The 14,720-nt window shown below is 64.0% G+C and carries 14 protein-coding genes; 6 read left to right on the top strand and 8 right to left on the bottom strand.

Annotation, left to right across the window (positions count from 1 at the left end):
* Positions 1-20: 20 nt before the first annotated feature.
* The 4 genes from eutB to doeB are packed head-to-tail and all read left to right on the top strand — an operon-like array spanning position 21 to position 4,222.
* A complete protein-coding gene (eutB, locus tag CK230_RS24185; RefSeq protein WP_095819650.1) occupies positions 21-1,013 on the top strand; it encodes a hydroxyectoine utilization dehydratase EutB in 993 nt (330 codons plus the stop codon).
* A complete protein-coding gene (locus CK230_RS24180) occupies positions 1,010-2,002 on the top strand; it encodes a cyclodeaminase (protein WP_095819649.1) in 993 nt (330 codons plus the stop codon). Before eutB ends, CK230_RS24180 begins: the two co-directional genes overlap by 4 nt.
* Positions 2,003-2,038: 36 nt before the next feature.
* Positions 2,039-3,217 carry an ectoine hydrolase DoeA gene (doeA, locus tag CK230_RS24175; RefSeq protein WP_095819648.1) on the top strand — a complete coding sequence of 393 codons (1,179 nt, stop codon included), beginning with the start codon at positions 2,039-2,041 and terminating at the stop codon, positions 3,215-3,217.
* A 3-nt stretch (positions 3,218-3,220) separates the two neighbouring features.
* Complete coding sequence (doeB, locus tag CK230_RS24170) at positions 3,221-4,222, top strand: N(2)-acetyl-L-2,4-diaminobutanoate deacetylase DoeB (protein WP_095819647.1); 1,002 nt, start codon at positions 3,221-3,223, stop codon at positions 4,220-4,222.
* Here doeB and CK230_RS24165 read toward each other — a convergent pair whose 3' ends face one another.
* Genes CK230_RS24165 through cyoA form a run of 7 tightly spaced genes read right to left on the bottom strand, consistent with a single transcriptional unit; the run spans position 4,223 to position 11,093 of the window.
* Positions 4,223-4,756, bottom strand: coding sequence for a response regulator transcription factor (locus CK230_RS24165; RefSeq protein WP_176480191.1), 534 nt, complete (start codon positions 4,754-4,756; stop codon positions 4,223-4,225).
* Positions 4,746-6,095: an ATP-binding protein gene (locus tag CK230_RS24160; RefSeq protein WP_095819645.1), complete on the bottom strand. Its 1,350-nt coding sequence runs from the start codon at positions 6,093-6,095 to the stop codon at positions 4,746-4,748. Before CK230_RS24160 ends, CK230_RS24165 begins: the two co-directional genes overlap by 11 nt.
* Complete coding sequence (locus tag CK230_RS24155) at positions 6,092-6,898, bottom strand: SURF1 family protein (protein WP_095819644.1); 807 nt, start codon at positions 6,896-6,898, stop codon at positions 6,092-6,094. The genes CK230_RS24160 and CK230_RS24155 overlap by 4 nt, the downstream gene beginning before the upstream one ends.
* Positions 6,895-7,269, bottom strand: coding sequence for a cytochrome o ubiquinol oxidase subunit IV (gene cyoD, locus CK230_RS24150; RefSeq protein ID WP_095819643.1), 375 nt, complete (start codon positions 7,267-7,269; stop codon positions 6,895-6,897). Before cyoD ends, CK230_RS24155 begins: the two co-directional genes overlap by 4 nt.
* Complete coding sequence (gene cyoC, locus CK230_RS24145; RefSeq protein WP_167498534.1) at positions 7,266-7,892, bottom strand: cytochrome o ubiquinol oxidase subunit III; 627 nt, start codon at positions 7,890-7,892, stop codon at positions 7,266-7,268. Before cyoC ends, cyoD begins: the two co-directional genes overlap by 4 nt.
* A 2-nt stretch (positions 7,893-7,894) precedes the next feature.
* Positions 7,895-9,901, bottom strand: a complete 2,007-nt coding sequence (gene cyoB / locus CK230_RS24140) for a cytochrome o ubiquinol oxidase subunit I (RefSeq protein ID WP_095819641.1) — start codon at positions 9,899-9,901, stop codon at positions 7,895-7,897.
* A gap of 10 nt (positions 9,902-9,911) precedes the next feature.
* Positions 9,912-11,093 carry a ubiquinol oxidase subunit II gene (gene cyoA / locus CK230_RS24135; protein ID WP_095819640.1) on the bottom strand — a complete coding sequence of 394 codons (1,182 nt, stop codon included), beginning with the start codon at positions 11,091-11,093 and terminating at the stop codon, positions 9,912-9,914.
* A gap of 212 nt (positions 11,094-11,305) precedes the next feature.
* On the opposite strand from cyoA, the gene CK230_RS24130 reads away from it, so the two are divergent.
* Positions 11,306-12,619, top strand: a complete 1,314-nt coding sequence (locus CK230_RS24130; protein WP_095819639.1) for an MFS transporter — start codon at positions 11,306-11,308, stop codon at positions 12,617-12,619.
* Between the two features lie 136 nt (positions 12,620-12,755).
* Here CK230_RS24130 and CK230_RS24125 read toward each other — a convergent pair whose 3' ends face one another.
* The gene (locus CK230_RS24125; protein WP_141246081.1) at positions 12,756-13,775 is read right to left on the bottom strand and encodes an NAD-dependent epimerase; all 1,020 of its coding nucleotides are present in this window, start codon (positions 13,773-13,775) and stop codon (positions 12,756-12,758) included.
* A gap of 375 nt (positions 13,776-14,150) precedes the next feature.
* On the opposite strand from CK230_RS24125, the gene CK230_RS24115 reads away from it, so the two are divergent.
* Positions 14,151-14,591 (top strand): hypothetical protein, encoded by a 441-nt coding sequence (locus CK230_RS24115; RefSeq protein ID WP_095819637.1) that lies wholly within the window; start codon positions 14,151-14,153, stop codon positions 14,589-14,591.
* Positions 14,592-14,720: the final 129 nt, after the last annotated feature.

The following is a 14,720-nucleotide window of genomic DNA, read 5'->3' as shown; positions in this document are numbered from 1 at the left end:
AGGCCAGAAGGGGTCGCCCGATGACGCGCGCCATCGCCCTCGCGGACATCCGTGCCGCCCGCGAGCGTATCGCCAACAAGATCGAACGGACGCCAACCGTGTTGTCGCAAAGCCTGTCGGACCGCGCAGGCCACCCTGTTCACCTCAAGCTTGAGCACCACCAGACCACCGGCGCGTTCAAGCTGCGCGGCGCCTCCAACGCTATCGCCGCTTTGAGCCCCGAAGAAAAATCGCGCGGGGTCGTCGCCGCCTCGACCGGCAATCACGGCCGCGCGCTGGCGCATGCGGCGAAGCTCGAAGGCATGCGCGCGGTGATCTGCATGTCGAAGCTGGTGCCGAAGAACAAGCTCGATGCCATCCGCCGGCTCGGCGCGGATGTGCGCGTCGTCGGCGACAGCCAGGACGACGCCCAGCATGACGTCGACAGGCTGGTGGCGGAAGAAGGACTGGTCATGCTGCCGCCCTTCGACCATCCCGATATCGTCGCCGGGCAAGGCACGCTCGGGCTCGAAATCATGGAGCAGGTTCCGAACGCGGCATGCGTGCTGGTGCCGCTCTCCGGCGGCGGGCTCGCGGCCGGCGTGGCGGCGGCCGTCAAAGGCGTGAGCCCGGGCACCAAAATCATCGGCATCTCGATGGCGCGGGGCGCGGCTATGAAAGCCAGCCTCGACGCCGGCCGGCCGGTGCAGGTCGAGGAGTTGCCGACCTTGGCGGATTCGCTCGGCGGCGGTATCGGCCTCGACAACCGGCTGACCTTCGCCATGTGCCGCGAACTGCTCGACGATGTGATCCTCCTTTCCGAGGACGAGATCGCCGGCGGTATCCGCCATGCCTATGAGCAGGAGCGCGAGATCGTCGAGGGTGCCGGTGCGGTCGCCATCGGCGCGCTGCTTGCCGGGAAGGTCAAGACGAGCGGCCCGACTGTGCTCATCCTCTCCGGCCGCAACATCGACATGAGTCTGCACCGCCGCATCGTCTGCGGCGAATCCTCCGGAAGGGAGCGTGCCGCATGAGCCGGATGACCATTCTCACCGAAGCAGAACTGCGCAAGATCGTGACGCTCGACCTGGACGCCGTCGCCTGCGTCGAAAACGCTTTTCGCGCCCTGGCCACGCTGCCAGTGGCGATGCCGCCAATCTTGAGGCTCGACATCCACGAGCATCGCGGCGAGGTCGACGTGAAGTCGGCCTATGTGCCCGGCATAGAAGGCTTCGCCGTCAAGATAAGCTCCGGTTTCTTCGACAATCCGAAGCTCGGCCTGCCGAGCGGCGGCGGCATGATGGTGCTGCTTTCGGCAAAGACCGGCGTGGTCGAGGCTCTGCTGCTCGACAATGGCTATCTGACCGATGTGCGAACCGCCGCCGCCGGCGCGGTCGCGGCCAAGCATCTGTCGCGCGAAGACTCCAAGGTAGCGGCGATCCTCGGCGCCGGTTTGCAGGCAGGTTTGCAATTGGAAGCGCTGCGGCTCGTGCGGCCGATCGAACAGGCGCGCATCTGGGCGCGCGACGCCGCCAAGGCGGAGGCAACCGCCGCCCGCCTTGGCGAGAAGCTGGGCATTCTGGTGCGGGCCGAACCGGATGCGGCGAACGCGGCGGCTGGCGCCGACATCATCGTCACCACCACGCCTTCGACCGAACCGCTGATCAAGCCCGGCTTCGTTTCCGCCGGACAGCACATCACCGCCATGGGCTCGGATGCCGAGCACAAGAACGAGATCGCGCCGGCGATCCTGCGCATGGCCGATCTCTATGTCGCCGATAGCGCCAAGCAGACGCGGCGCTTGGGCGAACTGCACCACGCCATCGAGGCCGCTGTCTTTGCCGCCGACGCCGAGGTCACCGAACTCGGCCAGATCATTGCCGGCAGCAAGCCCGGCCGGCGCTCGGCCAGCGACATCACCATCGCCGACCTCACCGGCACCGGCGTGCAGGACACCGCGATCGCTACCTTGGCTCGCGACCGTGCGCGGGCGGCGAACGCCGGGGCGATTTTCGAAAGCTGATACCGGCCGTAAGGCCCAACAAACGAGGACAACAAAATGCAGCCAAATTTGAAATTCTCGCGGAGCGAATTTGCCGATCGCCTCGCCAAGACGCGCAAAGCCATGGAGGCCAAAGGGGTCGATCTGCTGATCGTCAGCGATCCCTCCAACATGGCCTGGCTGACGGGGTATGACGGCTGGTCCTTCTATGTGCATCAAGCGGTCATCGTGCCGCCCTCGGGCGAGCCGGTCTGGTACGGTCGTGGCCAGGATGCCAACGGCGCCAAGCGCACCGCTTATCTCGCGCATGACAACATCATCGGCTACGCGGACCACTATGTGCAGTCGACCGAGCGACACCCGATGGACTATCTCGCCAGCGTGCTGGCCGAGCGCGGCTGGGACAAGCTCAGAATCGGCGTCGAGATGGACAATTACTGGTTCTCGGCTGCCGCCTTCGCGGCGCTGCGGAAGCACCTGCCCAATGCCCGCTTCGCCGACGCCACCGCGCTGGTGAACTGGCAGCGCGCGGTGAAGAGCCCGACCGAGATCGAATATATGCGCAATGCCGCCCGCATCGTCGAGGCGATGCACCAGCGCATCGTCGACAAAATAGAGGTCGGCATGCGCAAATGCGATCTCGTCGCCGAGATCTACGATGCCGGCACGCGCGGCGTTGAGGGCATCGGCGGCGACTATCCGGCGATCGTGCCGCTGCTGCCTTCGGGTGCGGATGCCTCGGCGCCGCATCTCACCTGGGACGACAAGCCGATGAAGGTGAACGAGGGCACGTTCTTCGAGATCGCCGGCTGCTACAATCGTTATCATTGCCCGCTGTCGCGCACCGTGTTTCTCGGCAAGCCGACGCAGGCCTTTCTCGACGCCGAGAAGGCGACGCTGGAAGGCATGGAGGCCGGCCTCGCGGCGGCGAAGCCAGGCAACACCTGCGAGGACATCGCCAATGCCTTCTTCGCCGTCCTGAAGAAATACGGCATCGTCAAGGACAACCGCACCGGCTACCCAATCGGTATCTCCTATCCGCCGGACTGGGGCGAGCGCACCATGAGCCTGCGCCCCGGCGACCGCACCGAGCTCAAGCCCGGCATGACCTTCCATTTCATGACCGGGCTGTGGCTGGAGACGATGGGGCTGGAGATCACCGAGTCGATCCTGATCACCGACACCGGCGTCGAATGCCTGGCCAACGTGCCGCGCAAGCTCTTCGTGAAGGACTGAACAATGTCCGCTTTGCGTCCATCGCCGATAGCGCCGACCGTCGACTTCGAGCGCGACGGCGTCCAGCACGGTTTCTTGCGCCTGCCCTACAGCCGCGACGATTCCGCATGGGGCTCGGTGATGATCCCGGTCTGTGTCGTGCGCAACGGCAAAGGCTCGACGGCGTTGCTCACCGGCGGCAATCACGGCGACGAGTATGAGGGGCCATTGGCGCTCTACGAACTCGCCCGGACTCTCGATCCGAAAGACGTGTCCGGCACTGTGATCATCGTGCCGGCGATGAACTATCCGGCATTCCGGGCCGGCACACGCACCTCGCCGATCGACAAGGGCAACATGAACCGCTCCTTCCCCGGCCGCCCCGACGGCACGGTGACGGAGAAGATCGCCGACTATTTCCAGCGCGAATTGCTTCCCCGGGCGGACATCGTCTTCGACTTTCATTCCGGCGGCAAGACGCTGGACTTCGTGCCGTTCTGCGCGGCTCATACGCTGCCCGACAAGGCGCAGGAAAAAAAGGCCTTCGCCGCGGTCGAGGCTTTCTCGGCGCCGTTCTCGATGCACATGACCGAGATCGACGCCGTCGGCATGTACGACACGGCGGCCGAGGAGATGGGCAAGGTCTTCGTCACCACCGAGCTCGGCGGCGGCGGAACCTCTCGCGCCGAGACAGTGCGAATTGCCCGGCGCGGTATCCTCAACGTGCTTCGCCATGCCGGCATTGTGTCTGGTTCGGTCGAGAAGAGCAGAACCCAGTGGCTCGACATGCCGTCGGGCGATTGCTTCGCCTTCGCCGAGGAGGACGGCATGATCGAGACCATGGTCGATCTCTGCGAACCGGTGGAGGACGGCCAGGTGGTCGCGCGCATCCATCCGGTCGGCCGCACCGGCCAGGCGCCGCAGGAGATCAGGGCCCGGATGTCGGGGCTGCTCGCCGCGCGTCACTTCCCCGGCCTGGTCAAAGCGGGCGATTGCGTCTCGGTGCTGGCCGTGGCGGTCGGGTAGTCATTGCACCACGCGCTTCTCGAGCTTGCGGGCAAGTGTGCGCCGGTGCAGGCCGAGCCGGCGCGCGGTTTCGGAGATGTTGAAGCCGGTCTCGACCAGCGTCTCGTGGATAAGCTCCCATTCGAGGTTCTTGATCGAAGTGGGGCGGCCGGTGAGCGGCACCGAAACGTCGCCCTCGGCGCGGCCGAAGGCGGCTTCGATGTCGTCGGTGTTGGCGGGCTTGGCCAGATAATGGCACGCGCCGAGCTTGATCGCCTCGACCGCGGTGGCGATGCTGGCAAAGCCCGTAAGCACGACGATGCGCATCGACGGGTCACGGGCGCTGAGCAGCTTGACGCATTCGAGGCCCGATCCCGCTCCGAGCTTGAGATCGACGACAGCATAGGCCGGGACGGCTTTTTCAAGCGCGACAAGCAGCGCCTCACGGTCGTGGCAAACCACGACGTCATAGTCGCGCTTCTCAAACGAGCGTTTGAGCGTGCGCGCGAAAGTCACGTCGTCCTCGACGACGAACAGGGATCGATCAGGCTTCACGATCGCCTCCATCGGTCAGCGCCGCCAGCGGCAGCGAAAGGGTAACGCAGGCGCCCTCGCCAGTATTGCACGCCGAAACGTCGCCGCCGAGCTTGCGCACGACATTGAACACCAGGAAGAGGCCCAGGCCGCCGCCGGGGCGCCCCTTGCTCGACATATAGGGCTGACCGAGCCCTGCCAGAATATCCTTGTCGAAACCCGGTCCGCGATCCTTGACGGTGAACACCAGCTTCTCATCCTGCCGCTCGGCGGTAATGCCGACCCAATCGTGCGATGCTTCCAGCGCATTGTCGAGCACGTTGAAGATCACTTGCCGCAGCGCCGTGTCGGACACGATCGGCTCGTCCGGCTCGAAACCGTTGCTGAAGTCCAGCCTGGAAGGCTGGCGGCTGACGCGCCATTCCTGGACGAGGTCGTCGAGGAAGTGGCGGATCGTGGTGCGGATCGTGCCCTCGCCCCTTGCCTGCCCGGATGACATGAGGATGCCGGTGACGATGCTTTTGCAGCGCTCGATCTGCGCCTGCATCTCCGCCACGTCCTCGGAAAGCTCGCGGTTGCGCTTGACGCCCTGCATCTGGCGCCAGTCGGACAGGATGACCGATATGGTCGAGAGCGGTGTGCCCAGTTCATGCGCAGCACCTGAGGCCAGCAGACCCATGCGCACGATGTGGTCCTCCTCGGCCGAACGCTGGCGCAGGCCGGCGAGGTAGGCATCGCGTTCGCGCAGGTTGCGGTTGATGCGCGTCATGAAGATCACGATCAGCCCGGCCGCCAGCACGAAGCAGATGAACATGCCGCGCAGATGCAGCGCCAGAAGGTCGCTGCCGCCGTGATACGGGAGCGCGATCGGCTGGAAGACGAAGATGAGGAAGACGAAGCAGGCCGAGGCAGCCACGACCAGGATCCAGGTCGACCATGGCGCCAGCAGCGCCGCGCCCAGCGTGATCTGCAGCAGATAGAGCGATACGAACGGGTTCGAGGCGCCGCCGCTCAGGTAAAGCTGCGTGGTCAGCGCCGCCATGTCGAAGATCAGCGCGACGAAGAGCTGCGCGTTGCTAATGCGGCGATTGCCGCGCAGCGCCAGCAGGCTGAAGATGTTCAACCCGACAAGGAACAGCACCACGCCGGCCATCTCGGTGAGCGGCAGCGGGATGGCAAACCAGTATTGCGTCACCAGGATCGTCAGCACCTGCCCGGCCACCGCCAGCCAGCGCAAGTGGATGAGGAGCAGCAGGTTCTTCCTGTTCGTCACATCGGCGTTCGAGACGGCGCCCTGGCCGGCAAGAGGAGCCGCTGGGAACGGCTTCCCGTGATGAAGCCGCGCGATCGAAATGTTCATCTTGCCGCGTCCCGCTTCCGACGCCCGGCAAAAATCGGCCTGGCCATGGCGATCGCCAGCATCGCTGCCAGGGCAAACCAGGTCAGAGCATAGACGAGATGGCTATTGGGGAAGGTGACGACGGTGAGGCCGCCGCGCGGCCAGCCATCCGCGCCGGACGTCGCGGCATCGATGAAATAGGGCGCGACATCGGTCATGCCGCGCGCCTTGGCGATTGCCGCGACGTCGCGCGAATACCAGCGGTTGGCAGCCGGGTCATTGCTGCGCAGGAAACCGCCGCCGGGCTCGCTGATCCTCAGCAGCCCGTCAATCGTCTCAGGCGACCTCGGGGCGCCGCTCTCTTGTTGAAATTCGGCCTTGCGCTCCTGCGGGATGAAGCCGCGGTTGACGAGAACCGTCAAGTCATTGTCGCTGCTCATTGGCGTCAGCACCCAATAGCCGCCACCAAGCTCGGTCACCGCCTGCACCAGCGTGTTGGCGCCGCCGGAAAAACTGCCGGTGAGGCGTACATGGCGATATTCATAGCCGGCCGCGTCGATATCAGCCCATGTCGCGGGTCCTGGCGCATCGACGACCGGAGCATGGATGCGCTGGTCGACGCGGGCGATCAGGTCGAGCTTCCAGACCCGCCTTTCCAGCTGCCATATGCCGAGCCCGGCAAAGACCAAGACGCCGAGAAACCCGAGCAGCAGCAGGAACCATCGCGACGCCAGGCCGACACCCTGCGGCGATGCGACGAAGGAGCCGGCGCGGCCGGCGATGTCGTCCGCCCTTGTCCTCCCCGCGCCCGATACATGGCTCATGGCATCTGCTGCATCTCGTGGAGGCCTGGCATCATGTTGGCGTTGAGGTGGTACATCACCCAGAGCGAGCCGCTGAGCACGATGACGACGAGGACCACCGTGAAGATGAGCGCCAGCATCGACCAACCGCCTTCCGAGGCCGGGTTCATGTGCAGGAAGAAGATCATGTGCACCACGATCTGCACCACCGCGAAGGCCATGACGATGACGGCCGTGGCCTGCTTGTTGTCGATGGCGCCGGTCATGACCATCCAGAACGGGATGGCGGTCAGGATCACCGACAGGAAGAAACCGATCAGGTAGCCCTTCAGCGAGCCGTGCGCGGCGCCGCCATGTGCGTGGTCGTCACCGGCATGATCGTGAGCGCTCATCGCAACGTTCCCATCAGATAGACGAAGGTGAAGACGCCGATCCAGACGACGTCGAGGAAGTGCCAGAACATCGAAAGGCACATCAGCCGGCGGCGATTGGCCTCGATGAGGCCGTGTCGCGCGACCTGCACCATCAGCGTCACCATCCAGACGATGCCGAAGGTGACGTGCAGGCCGTGCGTGCCGACCAGGGTAAAGAAGGACGACAGGAAGGCGCTGCGCTGCGGCGTCGCTCCCTCATGAATCATATGCGCGAATTCGGAGAGCTCGATCGACAGGAAGGCGAGACCGAACAGCATGGTCACGGCAAGCCAGCCTTGTGTCGCGCCGACACGGCCCTTGTCCATGGTCAGCATGGCAAAGCCATAGGTGATCGAGGACAAGAGCAGCATGGTGGTGTTGACCGCCACCAGGCCGAGATCGAACAAGTCCTTCGGCGCCGGACCCGCCGCGTAATTGCCGCCGAGCACGCCAAAGGCCGCAAACAGCATGGCGAAGATCAGGCAATCACTCATCAGATAGAGCCAGAAGCCGAGCATGGTGCTACCGCCTTCGGCGTGCGCATGCTCCTCTTCCAGGTGGAAGACCGCTGCGGTATCAGCCGTGATCGCCGTGGATGCCATGCTCAAGCCCTAGCCCCCTCAGCGACGAGGAGCGCCGTCCTCGCCTCCTCCGTTTGCGCGACCTCGGCCGCCGGGATGTCGAAGTCGCGATGATAGTTGAAGGTGTGGCCGATCGCGGTGGCGATGAGGCTGACGAAGCTCAGCGCCGCCAGCCACCACATGTACCAGATCAGCCCGAAGCCGAGCGCGACGCTGAACACCGCCAGGATGACGCCGGTGCCGGTGTTCTTCGGCATGTGGATCGGCTTGAAGCCGGAGAGCGGACGCCGGTAGCCGGCCTTCTTCATGTCCCACCAGGCGTCGTTGTCGCGGATGATGGGGGTGAAGGCGAAATTGTAGGCCGGCGGCGGCGAGGAGGTCGACCATTCGAGCGTACGGCCGTCCCACGGATCGCCGGTGACGTCGACCAGCTCGGCGCGCTTGCGGATGGAGACGAAGATCTGGACCAGGAAGGCGGCGATGCCGCAGGCGATCAGCACCGCGCCGAAGGCGGCGATGACGAACCATATCTGCAGCGAGGGGTCGTCGAACACCCGCATGCGGCGCGTCACGCCCATCAGGCCGAGGATATAGAGCGGCATGAAGGCGAACCAGAAGCCGAGCACCCAGCACCAGAACGATACCTTGCCCCAGAACGGATCGAGCCTGAAGCCGAAGGCCTTGGGCCACCAGTAAGCGATGCCGGCGAACAGGCCGAACAGCACGCCGCCGATGATGACGTTGTGGAAATGCGCGATCAGGAACAGGCTGTTGTGCAGCACGAAGTCGGCCGGCGGCACCGCAAGCAGCACGCCGGTCATGCCGCCGACGACGAAGGTGAGCATGAAGGCCACCGTCCACATCATCGGCAGCTCGAAGCGGATACGGCCGCGATACATGGTGAACAGCCAGTTGAACATCTTCGCCCCGGTCGGGATCGAGATGATCATCGTGGTGATGCCGAAGAAGGAATTGACGCTGGCGCCGGAGCCCATGGTGAAGAAGTGATGCAGCCAAACCAGATAGGACAGGATGGTGATGACCACCGTGGCGTAGACCATGGACGTGTAGCCGAACAGGCGCTTGCCGGAGAAGGTCGAGGTGACCTCGGAGAAGACGCCGAACAGCGGCAGGATGAGGATGTAGACCTCCGGGTGACCCCATATCCAAATGAGGTTCACATACATCATCGGGTTGCCGCCGAAGTCATTGGTGAAGAAGTTGGTGCCGACATAGCGGTCGAGCGCGAGAAGCGTCAGCACCGCCGTCAGTACCGGGAAGGACGCCACGATCAGCACGTTGGTGCAAAGCGAGGTCCAGGTGAAGACGGGCATGCGCATCATCGTCATGCCGGGCGCGCGCATCTTGATGATGGTGCAGATCAGGTTGATGCCAGATAAGGTCGTGCCGACGCCGGCGACCTGCAGCGCCCATATGTAATAATCGACGCCTACATCGGGACTGTAGTTGATGCCCGAGAGCGGCGGATAGGCCAGCCAGCCGGTCCGGGCGAACTCGCCGACGAACAGCGAGGCCATCACCAGGATGGCGCCGCCCACCGTCATCCAGAAGCTGAAATTGTTGAGGAAGGGGAAGGAGACGTCGCGCGCGCCGATCTGAAGCGGCACGACGAAGTTCATCAGCCCGGTGACGAAGGGCATTGCCACGAAGAAGATCATGATCACGCCGTGGGCGGTGAAGATCTGGTCGTAGTGGTGGGCGTTGAGATAGCCTTCCGAACCGTTGAAGGCGATCGCCTGCTGCAGGCGCATCATGATGGCGTCGGAGAAGCCGCGCAAAAGCATGACGAGGCCGAGCACCATGTACATGACGCCGATCTTCTTATGGTCGACGCTGGTGAACCACTCGCGCCAGAGATAACCCCAGAGTTTGAAGTAGGTGACGGCGCCGAGGAGCGCCAAACCGCCGAGCGCCACGACGATGAAGGTGCCGACGACGATCGGCTCGTGCAGCGGCAGCGACTCCAGAGTGAGGCGGCCGAAGATGAATTTGGTCAGCGTCTCAGGCATCCGCCATTCCTCACAATTCGAAGCGCAGCAGGCCGAGCGACGGCGTTCCGGCGTCGGCGCGGCGGCTGCCGGCGCCGGGCGCGTGCAGGCCGACGCCGCGCAGCGGAGACAGGTCCCTGAGCGGCCAATCCCTGTCATCATCGTTACGGGCCGCGCGCGCGGCGGCGGCGGCCTCCTCGGCCGTGCAGATGCTTGCGACATAGGACGGATCGCTGCCGAACACCGCCCCGCGCCGGGCGACCTTGTCATATTGCAGCGGCAGGGTGTTGCGGACGCCGGCGAGCCCCAGGCCGCCCTTGGCGTCGATCGACATCATCTCGTTCATGCACATCTTGCCGGGCTCGACGCACAGATTGAGGATGGCGCCGAAGAGATCGGGATCGACGGAGGCATAATGGCGGACCGGCTCATTCTCGCTCGGCCGTTCGAGCTCGAGATAGCTTTCGCGGGTGAGCGCGGCCTGCGCGCTCTTGGTCTGATTTACCCAGTCGGCGAAGGCCTGGTCGGACAGGCCGTGGAAGGCAAAGCGCATGCCGGAGAAGCCGGCGCCGCTGTAGTTGGCCGAGAAGCCGGTATAGGTGCCCGGCCTGTTGACGACGGCGTGCAGCTTGGTCTCCATGGCAGGCATGGCGTAGATCTGCCCGGCAAGGGCCGGAATATAGAAGGAGTTCATCACCGTCGACGAGGTGATGCGGAAGTCGATCGGCTGGTTCACCGGCGCCGCCAGTTCGTTGACGGAGGCGATGCCGTAATCCGGATAGATGAAGAGCCACTTCCAATCCAGTGCGACGACCTCGACCTTGAGCGGCTTGTGGTTCTGCGTCACCGGCTGTCCCGGCTCGATCCGGTCGATGCGCCGGTAGGGGTCGAGCAGATGCGTGCCAAGCCAGGTGAGCGCGCCCAGACAGATGATGACGAGGAGGGGCGCCGCCCAGATCACCAGCTCCAGCTTGGTCGAATGGTCCCAGTCGGGCGTATAGGTCGCCGTGGTGCTGGATTGCCGGTAGCGCCAGGCAAAGAGCACGGTCAGCGCCATGACCGGCACGATGATCAGCAGCATCAAGAGGGTCGAAACGACGAGCAGGTCGCGCTGCTGCGCCGCCACGTCGCCCGCGGGCGCCAGCACCACCAGGTCGCAGCCGCTCAGCAGAACGGCCAGGGGGAACAGAAGCAAGGCTCCGGATCGTTTCATCAAATGCTGCTCTCGATGGTCCGGCGCAACTGGCCTATCATGTTGCAATGCGGTATCAACCAACGGCTACCGCTGACAAGCCCGAGACGACATTGGACAATTTGTCCAATGCCCAGTCGGCGCGGCTTTGGCGAAAGTGTGCAACGCACAATGGGATGACAATCATGGGATCACAATCGCGTCCCGCATCCAACTCGGTGGCGACGGAATAGATGGCTGAAACTTCGACTGCCGAAACTGACAGCAGACTGATCGGCTCGCATCACGGCCAGGTCAGCGCCGGCGATATCGCGGTCGGCGTGATCATCGGCCGGACGTCGGAATTCTTCGATTTCTTCGTCTATGCGATCGCTTCCGTGATCGTGTTCCCCAAGCTTGTCTTTCCGACGCATGACCCGCTAGTCGGGACGCTTTACTCTTTTGCCATTTTCGCGCTGGCCTTCATCGCGCGTCCGTTCGGCACGGTGCTGTTCATGGCGATCGACCGCGCCTATGGCCGCGGCGCCAAGCTGACCATCGCGCTTTTCCTGCTCGGCACCTCGACCGTCGCGATGGCGTTCCTGCCGTCCTATGACGACGTCGGCGCGGTCGCCGCCTGGCTGCTGGCGCTGACCCGGTTCCTGCAAGGCCTTGCGCTTGGCGGGACATGGGACGGATTACCCTCGCTGCTGGCGCTGAACGCGCCGCAGAACCGGCGCGGCATCTATGCGATGATCCCGCAACTCGGCGCGCCGATCGGGCTTATCGTGGCGAGCTCGCTGTTCGCCTTCTTCGTCGCCAACCTCTCGGCCGACGATTTCTTCAGCTGGGGCTGGCGCTATCCGTTCTTCGTCGCTTTCGCCATCAATGTCGTGGCGCTGTTTGCCAGGCTGCGCATCGTCGTCACGCCCGAATTCTCGAAGCTCTACGAGAGCGGGGACCTGCAGCCGACCCGCATCAGGGACATGATCAGCACGGAAGGCCGCAACGTCGTCGTCGGTGCCTTCGCGCCGCTGGCAAGCTTCGCACTGTTCCACATGGTAACGGTGTTTCCGCTGTCCTGGGTGTTCCTGTTCACCAATGAAGGGCCGGAGCGCTTCCTGGTGATCGAGGCGGTGAGCGCGCTGTTCGGCATCGCCGCGATCGTCGCCTCGGGGCCGCTGGCCGACCGCGTCGGGCGTCGCGCCCTGCTCGGCGGCGGCGCCGTCGCCATCGCCGCATTCAGCGGCTTTGCCCCGCAGCTCCTCAATGGCGGCACCATCGGCGAGACCGTGTTCATGGTGCTGGGCTTCATCCTGCTGGGCTTGAGCTTCGGACAATCCTCGGGCGTCGTCGCGTCAAGCTTCTCGCGCCAGCACCGCTATACCGGCTCGGCGGTGACGTCGGACCTCGCCTGGATGTTCGGCGCCGGCTTCGCGCCGCTTGCCGCGCTGCTGCTGGCCGGCACGTTCGGCCTCATCGCCGCCGGCGCCTATCTGCTTTCAGGCGCGGCCTGCACGCTGATCGCGCTGTGGATCGACAGGCAGGCCTCGACGACCGGCCGCTAGAGCGTTTCACCGTTTCACGGAAACGGCGAACCGCTCTATCTCTTTGTTTTTACGCAATTCCGGACGGAAAACCGCTCACACTTTTCCTGGAATTGCTCTGGTACCCGACCGCTAGCACATTGTGGCAGGCGCCCAATCAGACCTGGTAGAAATCCCGGTACCATTCCACGAAGCGCGGAACGCCGACCTCGATCGGGATCGTGGGCTTGAAGCCGGTCACGTCCTCGAGCGAGGTGACGTCGGCATAGGTCGCCAGCACGTCGCCCGGCTGGAGCGGCATCAGGTTGCGGATTGCCTTGCGCCCGAGCGCGTCTTCCAGCACGTCGATCAGCCGGCTCAGCTGGACGGGTGAACTGTCGCCGATGTTGTGGATCCTGTAGGGCGCATTGCTTGTCGCCGGGTCCGAGGCCGCGCTTGTCCAATCGGGGTCGGGCGTCGCGGGATGCTCCATGACGCGGATTACACCTTCGACGATGTCGTCGATGTAAGTGAAGTCCCGCTGCATGTTGCCATGGTTGAAAACGTCGATCGGCTGGCCGGCGAGGATCGCCTTGGTGAAGATGAACAAGGCCATGTCGGGCCGCCCCCACGGACCGTAGACGGTGAAGAAGCGCAAGCCCGTGGTCGGCAGCCCGAACAGATGGCTGTAGGTGTGGGCCATCAGCTCGTTCGCCTTCTTGCTGGCGGCGTAGAGGCTCAAGGGGTGATCGGCGGAATCATGCACCGAGAACGGCATGCGCGTGCTGCCGCCATAGATCGAGCTCGACGATGCATAGACGAGATGACCGACCGAAGCCTGACGGCACCCTTCCAGGATGTTGAGGAAGCCGTTGAGGTTGCTCCGCGCATAGACGTGCGGATTGATCAGCGAATAGCGGACGCCCGCCTGCGCGGCGAGATTGACGACGATCTCCGGCGTTGCCGATGCAAAGAGCGCCGACATGCGGTCGCGGTCGGCGAGATCGACCTGTTCGAAGCGAAAGTTCGCGAACCCTTTCAGCCGCTCGAGCCGGGCCTGTTTCAGGGCAATGTCGTAATACTCGTTCATGGAATCGAGGCCGACAACCTGCCGGCCTTCGGCGAGCAGCCTGTGGCAGAGGTGAAAGCCGATGAAACCGGCCGCGCCGGTGATCAGTATGGGCCTGCTCGACGTCAATCCATCCCCCCAACATTGCGGCCAGACCACTCACGGACCAATTGTTCGCCGATAGCTCTGCGCCTTGTATTTCAGGCTATCGGCGAATTCAACGATACGCCGTCTTGCGCCGCCGAGACACGGACCTCGTAGTTGGTCCCTATCCGGTCGATGATTGCCCACCATTAAGACGATGTGCGCCTGCAAGTCCGGAATGCCGCCGATATCCGGAAGCGCAAGTTGGATCTCAAAGCGGACACCGATATACCAGCTAGGCATGGGATCGGGCGGGTTTTCGTGGAATGAGATTGCTCGCATTCGGCAAATTGGGGATTTTGATTTCTTGGTGATCCTCGTTCCCTGGGGCAAACTGCTACAGGGCGGTCAGGAGGAGAAATGAGAGCACGCGCGGCGACGGTCGGAGACCTGGAGGATGTTTTCCGCGGCCTGTCCAAGCGGATGTCGGACGAATATGTTGCGGCCGGCAAGGACAGCAAAAGCGCCTACGACAATCTGATGATGAATTTGAAGGAAGGCCGGGCGCATGCGCTCGTGCAGGACGACAGGACGGTGGCGATCATCGCCTGGCACGAGCATGCGGACGCCGCCGATACGCTGTTCGCCGCGCGAGAGGATTTCTTCAACGCCGCGACGGTCCGCTTCTGCAAGCGGCACATCCGCCATGTCCAGGGGCTTGCCGGCAATCTTCCCATCCATTCGCGCAGTTGGCTGGACAGGCCGGACGTGGCGAAATGGTTCCGCGTGATCGGCTATATCGACCGTGGGCGGGAGAACGGCGCCCACCTGTTCGAGCTGCCGCCGGCCGCCAATAGCTGACCAAAGCGAGGCCATTCCTCGCAGCTCTTGAATACAGGACGGCTTGCGCGAAAATCCGATTGGAAAGATTGTAGGCGCAGGCAGCCGGGCAACCTGGCACGCCGGACGGGGTATGGCTGCTGGAAATGG

The sequence above is a fragment of the Mesorhizobium sp. WSM3859 genome (genome assembly GCF_002295065.1).
Classification (GTDB): domain Bacteria; phylum Pseudomonadota; class Alphaproteobacteria; order Rhizobiales; family Rhizobiaceae; genus Mesorhizobium.
Note: the sequence above shows the minus strand (reverse complement) of the source record. Positions and strands in the feature narration are given on the sequence as shown.

Bases quoted from the DNA above. Each gene is read 5' to 3' on its own strand.
- cyoC (WP_167498534.1), bottom strand. From the start codon at position 7,892: ATGGCATCCACGGCGATCACGGCTGATACCGCAGCGGTCTTCCACCTG.
- cyoB (WP_095819641.1), bottom strand. From the start codon at position 9,901: ATGCCTGAGACGCTGACCAAATTCATCTTCGGCCGCCTCACTCTGGAG.
- CK230_RS24180 (WP_095819649.1), top strand. From the start codon at position 1,010: ATGAGCCGGATGACCATTCTCACCGAAGCAGAACTGCGCAAGATCGTG.
- doeA (WP_095819648.1), top strand. From the start codon at position 2,039: ATGCAGCCAAATTTGAAATTCTCGCGGAGCGAATTTGCCGATCGCCTC.
- CK230_RS24130 (WP_095819639.1), top strand. From the start codon at position 11,306: ATGGCTGAAACTTCGACTGCCGAAACTGACAGCAGACTGATCGGCTCG.
- doeB (WP_095819647.1), top strand. From the start codon at position 3,221: ATGTCCGCTTTGCGTCCATCGCCGATAGCGCCGACCGTCGACTTCGAG.
- eutB (WP_095819650.1), top strand. From the start codon at position 21: ATGACGCGCGCCATCGCCCTCGCGGACATCCGTGCCGCCCGCGAGCGT.
- cyoA (WP_095819640.1), bottom strand. From the start codon at position 11,093: ATGAAACGATCCGGAGCCTTGCTTCTGTTCCCCCTGGCCGTTCTGCTG.
- cyoD (WP_095819643.1), bottom strand. From the start codon at position 7,269: ATGAGCGCTCACGATCATGCCGGTGACGACCACGCACATGGCGGCGCC.
- CK230_RS24160 (WP_095819645.1), bottom strand. From the start codon at position 6,095: ATGAACATTTCGATCGCGCGGCTTCATCACGGGAAGCCGTTCCCAGCG.
- CK230_RS24115 (WP_095819637.1), top strand. From the start codon at position 14,151: ATGAGAGCACGCGCGGCGACGGTCGGAGACCTGGAGGATGTTTTCCGC.
- CK230_RS24155 (WP_095819644.1), bottom strand. From the start codon at position 6,898: ATGAGCCATGTATCGGGCGCGGGGAGGACAAGGGCGGACGACATCGCC.